At 54.8% G+C, this 11,993-nt stretch carries 9 protein-coding genes and 1 other RNA gene; 4 read left to right on the forward strand and 6 right to left on the reverse strand.

Translation table 11 applies throughout. The annotated features are described in order from the left end of the window. Positions 1–23: 23 nt before the first annotated feature. Positions 24–1,394, reverse strand: a complete 1,371-nt coding sequence (locus KGZ66_03700; GenBank protein MBS3984697.1) for a glycine--tRNA ligase — start codon at positions 1,392–1,394, stop codon at positions 24–26. Between the two features lie 270 nt (positions 1,395–1,664). Between KGZ66_03700 and KGZ66_03705 the strand changes: the two genes are divergently transcribed. The 3 genes from KGZ66_03705 to KGZ66_03715 all read left to right on the forward strand — a co-directional run bounded on the left by KGZ66_03705 (position 1,665) and on the right by KGZ66_03715 (position 4,244). Then, complete coding sequence (locus KGZ66_03705) at positions 1,665–2,813, forward strand: transposase family protein (GenBank protein MBS3984698.1); 1,149 nt, start codon at positions 1,665–1,667, stop codon at positions 2,811–2,813. A 257-nt stretch (positions 2,814–3,070) separates the two neighbouring features. Continuing rightward, positions 3,071–3,829, forward strand: a complete 759-nt coding sequence (locus KGZ66_03710; protein MBS3984699.1) for a hypothetical protein — start codon at positions 3,071–3,073, stop codon at positions 3,827–3,829. 178 nt (positions 3,830–4,007) lie between these two features. Next, entirely contained in the window at positions 4,008–4,244 is a 237-nt protein-coding gene (locus KGZ66_03715; GenBank protein ID MBS3984700.1) for a hypothetical protein, read from the forward strand. A gap of 127 nt (positions 4,245–4,371) precedes the next feature. Here the strand turns inward: KGZ66_03715 and KGZ66_03720 are convergent, their stop codons facing one another. From KGZ66_03720 to KGZ66_03740, 5 genes are all read right to left on the reverse strand, one after another. Further along, positions 4,372–7,281 carry a hypothetical protein gene (locus KGZ66_03720; protein ID MBS3984701.1) on the reverse strand — a complete coding sequence of 970 codons (2,910 nt, stop codon included), beginning with the start codon at positions 7,279–7,281 and terminating at the stop codon, positions 4,372–4,374. Then, a complete protein-coding gene (locus KGZ66_03725) occupies positions 7,278–7,910 on the reverse strand; it encodes a hypothetical protein (GenBank protein MBS3984702.1) in 633 nt (210 codons plus the stop codon). Before KGZ66_03725 ends, KGZ66_03720 begins: the two co-directional genes overlap by 4 nt. Positions 7,911–8,176: 266 nt before the next feature. Continuing rightward, positions 8,177–8,557: RNase P RNA component class A (rnpB, locus tag KGZ66_03730), an RNA gene on the reverse strand. Positions 8,558–8,668: 111 nt separating this feature from the next. Further along, the gene (locus KGZ66_03735) at positions 8,669–9,781 is read right to left on the reverse strand and encodes a Nif3-like dinuclear metal center hexameric protein (GenBank protein ID MBS3984703.1); all 1,113 of its coding nucleotides are present in this window, start codon (positions 9,779–9,781) and stop codon (positions 8,669–8,671) included. Then, entirely contained in the window at positions 9,771–10,469 is a 699-nt protein-coding gene (locus tag KGZ66_03740) for an SAM-dependent methyltransferase (GenBank protein MBS3984704.1), read from the reverse strand. Before KGZ66_03740 ends, KGZ66_03735 begins: the two co-directional genes overlap by 11 nt. Before the next feature lie 174 nt (positions 10,470–10,643). Between KGZ66_03740 and KGZ66_03745 the strand changes: the two genes are divergently transcribed. Further along, positions 10,644–11,993, forward strand: coding sequence for a zinc ABC transporter substrate-binding protein (locus KGZ66_03745; protein MBS3984705.1), 1,350 nt, complete (start codon positions 10,644–10,646; stop codon positions 11,991–11,993).

Below are 11,993 nucleotides of genomic sequence, written 5' to 3' on the forward strand. Positions count from 1 at the left end.
ATGCCGCCCTCCTCGAACTTCAGCTAACGGCTTTCTAGTTTGGCCTGTAAATATTCGCGTAGAGCAGCAATGGGCACGCGCTCCTGCGCCATGCTGTCGCGCTCGCGCACCGTGACCGCGTGGTCTTCGGGGCTCTGAAAATCATAGGTAATGCAGAAAGGCGTGCCGATTTCATCCTGGCGGCGATAGCGTTTGCCGATCCCGCCGCTTTCGTCGTACTCCACGACAAAGTGCCGGCGCAAATCGGCATAAATCTGTTCCGCTCCCGCGCTTAACTTCTTGCTAAGTGGCAGCACGGCGGCCTTAATGGGGGCGACACTTGGATGAAAGCGCAAGACCACGCGCATGTCATCCTCGCCTAGCGATTCTTCACAATATGCGTCGGCTAACAGGGCTAACAGCAGTCGCTCCACACCGAGCGAAGGCTCGATAACATAGGGCACATAGCGCTCTGATGTGTCGGGGTCAAAGTAGCTTAAGTCCTCTCCCGCGGCGGCAATGTGCGCCTTAAGGTCAAAGTCGGTGCGGTCGGCTATCCCCCACAGCTCCCCCCAGCCAAAGGGGAAGTTAAATTCTATGTCGGTAGTGGCTGCGCTGTAGTGACTTAGTTCTTCCTTGCTGTGGTCGCGCAGGCGCACCGACTCGGGCCGTAGTCCAATGGAGAGCAGCCAGTCGTAACAGAACTTGCGCCAGAAGCTAAACCACCCGAGGTCGGTCCCCGGCTCGCAAAAGAACTCAAGCTCCATCTGCTCGAATTCCCGCGTGCGAAAGATAAAATTACCCGGCGTGATTTCGTTGCGAAAGGACTTGCCGATTTGTCCTATGCCAAAGGGTATTTTTTTGCGCGTGGTGCGTTGCACGTGGCGAAAGTTTACGAAGATTCCCTGCGCGGTTTCGGGACGCAGGTAAATCTCTGCTTTAGAATCGTCGGTGACACCCTGATACGTCTTAAACATGAGGTTAAATTGCCTAATATCTGTAAAATTGTGAGTACCACACTTAGGGCACTTTAGCTGATGCGCGGCTATGTAAGCGGCAAGCTCGGCCGTAGTCCAGCCGTCGGTCTTTTGCTGCCCTACTTCTTCGACGAGGTGATCTGCGCGAAAGCGCGACTTACAGCCCTTGCAGTCGAGCAGTGGGTCGGAGAAACCGCCGACATGCCCGCTCGCTACCCATACTTGTGGGTTCATGAGAATCGCCGAGTCTAGGCCGACGTTTAGCGGCGACTCCTGGATAAAGCTCCGCCACCACAGGCGCTTAATGTTTTGCTTGAGCTCGGCGCCAAGCGGTCCATAGTCCCAGGTGTTTGCCAGGCCCCCGTAAATCTCTGAGCCCGCAAAAATAAAACCGCGGCTCTTACATAGCGCCGTGAGCTTGTCCATCGTTACTGCCATCATGAAGCCCTCCTGTGTCGCAAAGGACCGAGGAGTGTCGCAGAGGGACGGAGGAGCGCGACATACCATCCCCCTCCCAAGCGTGCAGCACTGCTCGTATTCGCGAGAAACTTGAACGAATTATAGCAGAGTTAGGAAGGGATGCGCAACACAACGCATTCACTCACTTAAAATCTTACCAAGGGGGAAGTGGTTCACTCACATCGAAATCTTACCGAGGGGATGTGTGTGAGATTGCCAATGAAATGTCGGGGGAGCTATATCTTAGGCGTGCGCAAGCGTTTTTCCGATGCAGAAGGAAAAGCCGAGAAGACCGTAATTATCGAGGAAGTAGTTGCAGTCCTCAACTACCACCGAAAGTATGCCATCCATGTGCTAAATGCTAGCACAGTGCGCGGTAGTGGCAGGCGCAAGCGCAAGCGCTCTTCAAAGTACTTGCCTGCCAAGCCAGTAATACTTAAAGCGTGGGAAGCCCTAGACTTCCCCTGCGCTGAAAGACTTCACCCTGTCTTGGCGGTGACAGCAGACCTGCTCGCACAACACGGAGAGGTGCATATGAGCCCTGAAGTGCGTCTGCTGGTAGCCACAATAAGTCGCCCTACTCTCGCGAGGCTGCTAAGCAAGTCCCGTTCTACCAAAGCCCCGCGCCTGTCTGTGCCCCGAAAGCGCACACAACTTGAACAGCAGGTGCCCATTGAGCGATATGCTTCCGGCGAGCTGCGTCCAGGCGCGCTGGAGATTGACCTAGTGGAGCATAACGGAGGGTCTTCGCTTGGGCATTTCGCGTACACCCTTTCTGTAGTTGACGTGGCCACAGGGTACAGCCGCAGGCGCGCCATCCTCGGCAAGGGGCAAACCATTGTTCACAAAGAACTAGCTGAAATAATCCTGAACTGGCCCTATGCCATCTGGGGCATACATACAGACAATGGGGCAGAGTTCCTTAACCACCAGCTGATACGGTTCTGCAAGGACAGAAAAATCGCCTATACGCGCAGTCGGCCCTATAAGAAGAACGACAATCCCCATGTCGAACAGAAGAATTTTCAGCATGTACGTCGCCTTGTAGGATACGAGCGATATGACACGCCCGAGCAAGTAGAGTGGATGAACAAGCTATACGATGCTTATGACCTGTACGTAAACTTGTTTCAACCCAGCCAGAAGCTCATCTCTAAAGACCGGCATGGTAGTAAAGTGAAGAAGCGTTATGACGCAGCCAAGACACCCCTACAGCGTGCGATTGAAGCCGGAGTTTTATCACCTGAGCAAACAAGCCAATACAGGACTATGGCAGCAACGCTGAATCCGCTGGCGCTTTATCGGCAATTAGAAGCCCAAGTGCGACAAGACCCAGAGAAATCCATGCAAGCTGCCGCGACAGGAAAGGGGAAAAAAGGGAAAGAGGCTGCGAATTAGGAACTTACACTATTTTCCTCCCCCCCTTCCCCCTAGGGGGAAGGGGGGGACGCGGGGAGGTGATCCACCTTCAACAACAGCCCGCTCAATCAAGGAGTGGGTAAGAACCTTAAGTGAGTGAACTACACATCTAGGGTAAGATTCTTAAACGAGTTGACACGCCTGCACCTGCCGACAGAAGCATTTCCCCAGCCCCTGAGATCTTCGGGCTAATCGCGATTCGTCTCGCCACAGGAGCAATTCTCGATGGGCCACAAATGGAGGCGTTCCACCAAGCTGAACAAGCGGCATGGGAGAAACTGGCCGCTGAAGCTGGAAAGACTGAGGTTAGCTTATACCGCAGACTGCGTGACCTCCCCGCAGAGGCTAGGTTGTCCGTAGTGATTCAGCCAAGTGTTAAAATCAGCCAAGAAATACGCGTCAAGTTGGCTGAACTTAGAGCGAAATACCCGATGTTGGCCAAAGGACTGGCCCTTAGCGATGAACAACTACTCGGAGGAGGCGGCGTTGCGAGCGACTTGCCTACGACTGCCAAGGCGGAGCCAGCTATTGCCATAGCACCATCTCCCCCACAGCCCCGAGTGCCGTCAGAGCAGGACACGGCATACCGTCTGCAGGCCGAGGCCTTCTTTAATGCCCTAGGGCAGCTGAGGCTTGAGGCCGTGCGCGAATCCGTCAAAGCTATCGAAGCCGCGCTTACTGCCATGGGCGCAGAGCCCAGTACAGAGCCTGGTGGCGAGGTAGTGACAGCTAAGCTAACGGCCAAAGAAGTCGAGTCCATAGCCTCCCTTGATGCCGTGGTAGCCATTTATGAGCAAATGACGGCTGAGCCTGCCATGGGCTTCAGACAAGAGCCAGCCGCGAGTACGCCGCTAAAGGCAACTGATGCTGTGCATCGTCAATCCACAGAAGCTAACGTAGTAAGCAGCTTTTCTAGGGAAACTCAGCTTGCGGGCGCAGCATTTGTAATCGCTTCTCTGTTTATCGGCCTCTTCGCTCTCACCAAACGGCGTTAGGACATCAGCGGAGCCATCGTGGTGTTAACTAGTAGGGACGCGCGTTTCGCGCGTCCGCGGACGTGCCACAGGCACGTCCCTACACCCGAGGAAGGCTTTTCGCACGGTCTGCCGTCCCTCTGGGACATGCCTCGCGCCTCCTAGCTCTGCTCATCACATGGTCCCCATGAGGGCTAAGATGAAAGCTAGCGCAATGGCCGCAATAAAAGAGAAGATGGTTACACTGCATACGTCGCTGGCCTTCTGCGGTTTCTCGTCCTTCCACACGAAGTACAGGATAACGCCGAGCAACGGAGATAGGCATATGTTGCCAACACATACTCCAGCCTTTTCCTCGCTGCTTAGCCCTTCTGGGGGATTTTGGGGATTTGACCGTAACTGCGTGCCGCAGTTTGCGCACCAGTGCTTAGTTTGATCTTCGATATGGGCTCCGCAACCTGGACAATCGATCATAACTCGCCTCCGCCTCCAATAATCGCTCTACGCGAACGTATACTCATTAATACGCGTAATTCAAGTCACGGTTTCGCGCAGGTGGCGCGCTAAGGTGAAGCAAAAGGCTCCGTCCCTTTTGCTTCTTCTGCTTTGAAAAGCTGTCCCAAACGCGCGGCTATAGATGAGCCAAGCTGGAATACAGCCGAGACAATGAGGAAGAAGAGCAGCAACAGCAACCCCACGTAACCACCCGGACTGCGCATGACACCTGTTTGTGCTTCCACCACTATAAGTACGAAGACCATTAGAGCCGCCGCTGCCGTCATGAGCGGCCCGAGCAGCCCTCTTGGCCGCTGGGCATGAGGTTTAGCCGCAAGCCCGACAGGGGTGATAGGGTCTGTGAACTCCGTTGTGGGTTCCTTCACCTTCAGAGCTTCCTTGCGCAAAATATGCAATAGAGAAGCGAGCGCGCTTATGAAGGAAATGACCGTAACCGCGCCCAGGAGCATAGTCGCCGGAAGTGCCAACGACCTCAAAGGCAGCAAATACCAGTGGAGTCGCTCGCCGTGGATAACTACATAGATAGCTGGCACAGCCAAGAGCGCGGACCCGAACAACGCCGCCCGTGTTGTCAGCACATATCCGCGGCGCGACAGCTCTGCTCTAAGTAGATACACAAGGCAGAAAGCCGCGAGCGGAGAGACAAGCCCAATATGCCTAATCCAGCCCTCTACACTAAGGGCACCGATAAACTCACTCATACTGAGAGGATAGCTCACCAACCCGGCTACACCCAGGAATACGGCCGCAGCAGTTGAGTAGCTCACTAAGACGAGGGGAGCCCTTAACAGGAAGAAGACAACAGCAAGGCACAACCCGTAGAATATCACTACAAAGACCCGTTCGCTCAAGTGCGCGGGGAGATGATACGGCAGCGTCGCCGCAGCCCAGAGAAATAGGAGTAATGCTATGGCTGCCCCGGCTAGGCCATAGGTGACTCCGGCAAGAGCAGCTTGACTTCCCCTTGCCTGAGTGAAACTTGCTGCATTCGGTATTACCGCGCTCTGCAAACGACGCGACTGCGAGAAGACTAGCATGGTCAACAATGCCGCCACCCCCAGGACAAATCCGCTCATAAAGAGCATGCCCGCGGCGCTCCCGTGCGGAAACCACAAAAGAGGATAGACCCTAACTCTTATAATCTCGCTATAAGGCATGGCTAGACGCAGTGCAAGCATGGACAACCCTAAGAAAGCCAATGCCGCAATGAACGGCACGGCTCCTTGAAACATCCCTGAGCGTCGCAGCTTGCGCGCGCCAAGTAGCGTGAAAAAACAGGCCACAACAAACGGCAGCAGAAAGACAAAAAACATGACGCCGAGCCAAACCGAGAGCGCCCAAAAAGCGTGGGAAAGCGAGGAGAGCAGCCGTCGCCATATCGCCGCAGTCGCTTGGTCGCCTATCAGAATAGTTGTATCTGAAGGCAGGGCAAAGTTAACTGTGGCGGGAACGAACTCCCAGTCACGCCTTTGTCCGTACCGCTTTAACTGCTCTAGCGTAGTTGCGAGCGGCACGGTTGTGTCTGCCGCGATATCCCAGCGATGTCCTTCGGCTGTTCTACCTAGCCACATAAGCCAAATGTAGACTTGGCTTCTGGGGTTATTGGGGTCGTACGCGAACCTCACCCCTTCGACCTTCCGGTAATCGGAGTGCAGCGTTTTTGCATCCATGCGATGATACTTGCGCTGCACCCGGTCATAGACTACGATTTCTGTCTGCGAAGCGTAGGCAATAAAACGGTGCTGCAGGAAAAACTGGATAGGTAGAAAGACAAAAGGCTTATCCTGAGGCAACAACTGAGCCCAGAGCGCACCGATATGGCTCTGTTGACGACTGAGGCTTCCCCGGTTCCAGCCTTGGTTGATTCTTTGCCACACCGGCGAAACGTGCCCCGGCTGTGGAGTAATAAAATCGAGAACAATACCTCTGCCCGGAGCAGGTTCTTGCACCCTAGGGTTTATCGGCTCTAGCGGCGGCGCAACCTTTACTTCTCGGGCAACGAGATGATAGACATAGCTATGGTTTTCTCTTTGCCAAAAAGTTTCCGGCATGTTGAAGCTCAGGGTAAAGGCGATTTGCTCACCGTCCGGCGAAGCCGCCATCTCCAACACCTCAGTGATGCGCAGGTATCGCTCAGGGAAGAGGGCGGTCAAATCTAGACGATGCACTGCGCCCGAGTGCGCCTCTGCGATTAGCAGCTCTGTTGCTGTTGCCCCGGCGACAAAACGCGGCACCGGTGGCGACCAGCTTGGCCTGGCAATGTAATAGGGCAAGGGCTTAAGCTCAATCAAGGTCGCGCCGGCTAAATCGATGACACGATAGGTGAGCTCTCCGGCTCGCCAGACAGGAGCAAGCTGCTTTCCTTCCGTGCTCCACATCCCCTGAGGCCCAAAACTCACTTCGAGACGGCTGAATTCGTGAAATTCTTGGCTCTCTTTTACCTGCCGCAACACCTCGTCGCCGTCCGCAACCACTACCGGCGCCTGGTCGGTCAGGCGAGGCAGGAGCAAAACTAGGGCCAGTAGGTCGTTGAAAGCGAGCCGCGCGGTAGTGGTCTCAATGACATAGCCTTCGCCTAATCTAGTCGTGCCGACTAAGCCCCCACCGGCTGGGTGTATACTTGCCTTAGCCACAGCCGGCGTACGAGATAGGGTGGTGATAGCAGGTCCCACGTGCTGCGTCGCCCTAATCAGCAAGACGGCGCGTCTCCCGCCTGGTGCCCGCGCCACGACAAAGTCCTGAAACACTCTTTCGATGGCATGTAAGTCCTGTTCCAAGCGGGCCTTAGTAGCCGGCATGCTCTCGCTACCCGCCGCATAGCTAAGCATGGCATAAACTGTGCGTCCCTGGCTAGTGATGATCGAGGACGTGAGCGGCTGAGATCCACTTGGCGGCGCGGCCTCAAGCACTCCTGTGAGCAGGAGTATAGTAGCCAATAGGATGGAGATCGTCTTCACAAGTCAATCCCCCCACGGCTGGATTGTCCCTTTGCGCCGCAAGCTGCCCGCAAACGGTACAGAATGCTTGCCCCATCGGTCCGGTACTCACCAATAGTAATCGGAATGATGCTCATCCACATAGCGAAGTTGTTAGTGGCAGCAAAAGCGAAGAGCATGCGCTCAAGTATCGGTAAAGCGTCAAGATGCGCCCTTAACCCGCCAAAGATCATTAAGAAGCCGCTGACACCATGAACGAGAGAGGAACCCTCCACGCCGCCCTTTATCACATGGTACATAATCAGGAAGGAGACAGTCGTTAACATGAGATTAATTATCGCTCCACCGCCTGTTACCAGCATTTGCTCCCACAACAACCAAGGTCGACCGACGGACAGCACATGGAATATTCCATCAAGGCCATGCTGATTGAAAGGGTTTTGATAAATGCGCACCGGTATGCCAAAAATCCTCAGTGAGAACAACTGCCGCCCGTTCCCCATCGTTACGAGGTACTCCCCCCGCTTATCGATAAGTTTTGCTGCGGCTACATGCCCAAACTCGTGGACTATAACCGTTATGTAAAGAAGGGCTACCACCATTACGCCGTTAAAGACGAGGAAAAGAAGCGGCCAAACGAAACGAAACATGGCAATGCCTCCCATACTAGACTTCCTCTACAATGGTCGTTACGCGTATCGCAACGCAAATGCTTAGCATGAGAATCATACCATATTTGGGCACGTTCATGTGATACTTAAAAGAAGCAATGTCTGCACAATTATCTCTGAGCGCGGAATAAAAAAACACAGAGAACCGTCCCTTTTGGAACACACAGAGAACCGTCCCTTTTGGGACAGGAATGAAAAAACACAGAGAACAAAAAGAACCGTCCCTTTTGGAAAGGGGCGGTTCAGTGTCAAGTAGACCTGTAAGCCGGGTTCTGTACCGCGAGAGCGGTGGTAGTAATCTATCTAGGGCTGATGTTGCCATCAGTCTCGCTGGCGCTAACGCGCCGGTTGCGACCAACCCGGGAGAACGAGCGGGCAGCTCTTAACTCTCCCCTATTAGGTCTTGCTCCAAGTGGGGTTTACCTAGCCGTGCCTGTCACCAGGCCGCTGGTGAGCTCTTACCTCACCTTTTCACCCTTGCCATTTTGATGCAATCTAAATGGCGGTATGTCTCTGTGGCACTTTCCTTCGGGTTGCCCCGACTGGCCATTAACCAGCACTCTGCCCTGTGGAGCCCGGACTTTCCTCGCGGCAAATGTCTGCCGCGTAACTACCCAGTCTACTTGACAATATATTTTATTCTTCTCTGCTCTTGCTGACAAGAGCAAAAGCTGTGTTTACATAATAACAGCTTGTTTTGTAGAATGCAAATCACAGATAATGCGTTCAGCGACACGCTAGAGCACGGAGAACACTGGCTTTTCAGGGCTGAAAACATGAATTTCTAAGGACACTTGGTTGAAACTGGCATATTCTGCGAGCAAAGCATGCCAATCCCAAAGCAAAAAGGCCTCTGTCGCATAGTGCCCTGCGTCAACGACAGCGACCCCAAGTGCCGCGGCGTCTAGTGCGGTGTGATGCCCCACGTCGCCGGTAAGAAATACGTCTGCTCTAGCCGCCTGAGCGCTTAGCAACAGCTCGCTGCCTGCGCCACCACATACAGCGACCCGCCGTACCTCCGTTGGTATGTGTCCGGCTACCCGCAGAGCGGGGAACAAACTTCGCAGTAAAGAACTAAACTCGCCCCAAGCAAGGGGCGGCGCTACCTCCCCTACGCAACCAAGGCCGTAAGGTTGCCCCGCGTTTTGAAGCACAGTCACGTCATAAGCAATTTCCTCATAAGGATGCGCTGACTTAAGACCATTAAGCACCGCAGGCAACTTCGCCTCCGGCACAATCATCTCTAACCGCACTTCCTCTACATAGGCCAGTTCCTGCTCACGGCCAACATAGGGGTTAGCTCCCGCTAACGGCATAAAAGTACCTGTTCCGTGCGTGGCGAAGGAGCAGTGGCTGTAGTTACCGATATGTCCGGCACCAGCGGCAGACATGGCTAAAAACACTGCCTCACGGTGCGACTCCGGCACGAAGACCACGAGCTTAAAGCGCCTGTCTTGCCCCATGGCTTTAAGTACGCTGATGTTGCGAAGCCCTAGCGACTCAGCCAATCGCCTGCTTGTTCCAGATTGACACTTATCCCAATTTGTATGAGCCGCATAGACGGACACCCCTGCGCGGATAAGCTTTTCGAGAATACGACCTTGGGGCAAATCTGTGCGCAGAGCTTTTAGCGGGCGAAAAATCACGGGGTGATGCGCAATGATTAACTCGCAACCGAGTGCTAACGCCCTGTCTACGGCTGCCTCGGTGACGTCAAGTAGCAGCAATACCCGATTGACCACGCTGTCGATGCTTCCGACTAGGAGCCCTACGTTATCCCATTCCTCCGCGATTTCTCTTGGCGCTAAATCCTCAATTAGCGAGACAATCTGCTTTACCTTAACTGACACCTGCCAAGACCTCCTCTAGTGCACGTACTCGCTCGCTCACCCAAATACTGCGCTCGTGTGTTCCTGCCTGCCTCGCCGCCTGCAAGTCAACCAAGACACGTTTCCAATGCGCTAGGTCGCGCCGGAGCAGACGCGCAGTGGTAGCGTCGAATCGCTTTAGATTGAGACGACCGTACTCCAGTTCTAGCGGTGAGTACCCTACCGCTTCGCTGCCGGGCTCAGCCCGCATTACTTGGTAAATTATACCTGCATCTTCGACCATGGCCTCGTCTCTAACGCGGAAACCGCTTTCCCACAAGTAGCTACGCAGCACCCCGGCATCGACATTTGGCTGCAGCACCAGCTGACTGACCTGACCGAGTTTGTCCCGACCTCGTTCCAAGATGCCGCGCATAGTTCCTCCCCCCATGCCGGCAATGCACAGCGCCTGCACTTCATCGGGCGCAAGCGGCGCTAACCCGTCGCCTAGTCGCACATCGACTTGCTCGTTTAAGCCAAGCGCAGCGACGGTCTTTTTGCTTTGCTGATAGGGAAGTTCGCAGAGCTCAACAGCTATGCCCCGCTTAGCTTTGCCCTGCAGGATGGCAGCGGTCACTAAGAAGGCGTGGTCGCTGCCTATGTCGCCGAGGCACAGGGTCTCTTTAAGTTGAGCAAGCACTGTTTGCAGTCTAGGTGACAGCTCGCGCATCACAATCCCTCCTCGGCAGGCTAGAAAAATTGTACAGCCTGGCGGAACCAGAGTCAAAAAGAAATTTTGTAGAAACGTGTATTATTCGCGCAAAGTAAGTTATACTAATTGCAAACGCAAATGCAAATGCTTTGCATTCGCAGCAAGTGCATTTGCCGTACATAAGGAGGTCCTATGAAACGTTTTCTCGTCGTGGCGCTCGTGTTCGTGCTCTCGCTCTCTCTATCGGGTTGTGCCGCTCTGCAGGCTCGCTTTGCCAGTCCCGGCCGCCCTACGGTAATCACGACTCTGTTCCCCCAGTATGACTTTGTGCGGGCGATTGCCGGCGACAGAGTGCAAGTCTCCCTGCTCCTTCCCCCAGGTGTCGAGTCGCATGCTTTCGAACCCACACCGCGCGACATCGCCAACATCCACCGCGCAGATGTGTTTATCTACACCAGCAAATACATGGAGCCTTGGGCGGCGAGGGTAATCGAGGCCATGCAAGGCAAACCTGTAGTCGTAGTCGATGCCAGTCACGGCATAGCGCTCGAGTCAGAGCCCAAACACGAGGATCCCTATGAATGGATCGGGGTGTTTGAGCTGACGCCCGGCAACTACCGACTCGAGTTCAGTAAAGTTGGCGGCCATTACGCCGACCCCTCCATGCCCATTGTACTGCTCCGCTCGCCCTACACCGGCGAAGACGCACTCGACGCGGCTAAACATGACGCCAAAGACCTGTTTAAGTACGCCTCGCCAACCGCCATACAGCACGGTGGCACCGTCAGTCCCCGCGAAGGTGTCTACTCGCTCGAATTTGACCAGACGCGCGAGTCCTCTGTCTTTACCGTGCGCATAGAGACCGCCGGCACTTACGTGCTCCTGACCGGACACGTTCCCTCCGAGTTTGAAGCTGGCAGGCACTTTTTCCGCGATGCGGCAGACCGCGACATCGTCTCTGTCGCAGAATATCCTGACCACAAAGGTGACGGCCACGACCACGCGCACGAGCATGGGCAAGACCCCCACATCTGGCTTGACCCTGTGTTTGCCCAGCACATGGTCGACAACATTGTCGCCGGCCTAGCACAGGCCGACCCACAGAACGCCGCATTCTACCGCGAAAACGGCGAAGCCTACAAAGTTAAGCTACAGGCTTTGCACGAGCAGTTTGCTTCGTTCCTCGCCACCGTGGAAAACCGGACTATCCTTTATGCGGGTCACTTCGCCTTTGGCCATTTTGCCCGCAGATACGGCCTCGAACACAAGTCACCCTATGTAGGGTTTTCTCCCAATGCGGAGCCTACTCCCCGGCGCATCGCCGAGCTGATTGAGAATGTGCGGGAGACCGGCAGTCAAGTCATTTTCCATGAAGAGCTGGTGGAGCCCCGCGTAGCGCGCATCATAGCCGAGGCTACCGGAGCGCGCATGTCGCTCTTGCACGGCGCCCATAATGTCTCGCGGGAGGAGCTACGCGCCGGCGCAACTTATTTGAGCATCATGGAAGGGAATCTCGCCCGACTGCGCGAAGGATTAAGGTAA

Source organism: Selenomonadales bacterium, assembly GCA_018335585.1.
Lineage (GTDB): Bacteria > Bacillota > UBA994 > UBA994 > UBA994 > UBA994.

Excerpts from the sequence above, each read along its gene's own strand:
- KGZ66_03700 (MBS3984697.1), bottom strand. The coding sequence starts at position 1,394 with ATGGCAGTAACGATGGACAAGCTCACGGCGCTATGTAAGAGCCGCGGT.
- KGZ66_03710 (MBS3984699.1), top strand. The coding sequence starts at position 3,071 with ATGGAGGCGTTCCACCAAGCTGAACAAGCGGCATGGGAGAAACTGGCC.
- KGZ66_03715 (MBS3984700.1), top strand. The coding sequence starts at position 4,008 with ATGAAAGCTAGCGCAATGGCCGCAATAAAAGAGAAGATGGTTACACTG.
- KGZ66_03725 (MBS3984702.1), bottom strand. The coding sequence starts at position 7,910 with ATGTTTCGTTTCGTTTGGCCGCTTCTTTTCCTCGTCTTTAACGGCGTA.
- KGZ66_03740 (MBS3984704.1), bottom strand. The coding sequence starts at position 10,469 with ATGCGCGAGCTGTCACCTAGACTGCAAACAGTGCTTGCTCAACTTAAA.
- KGZ66_03745 (MBS3984705.1), top strand. The coding sequence starts at position 10,644 with ATGAAACGTTTTCTCGTCGTGGCGCTCGTGTTCGTGCTCTCGCTCTCT.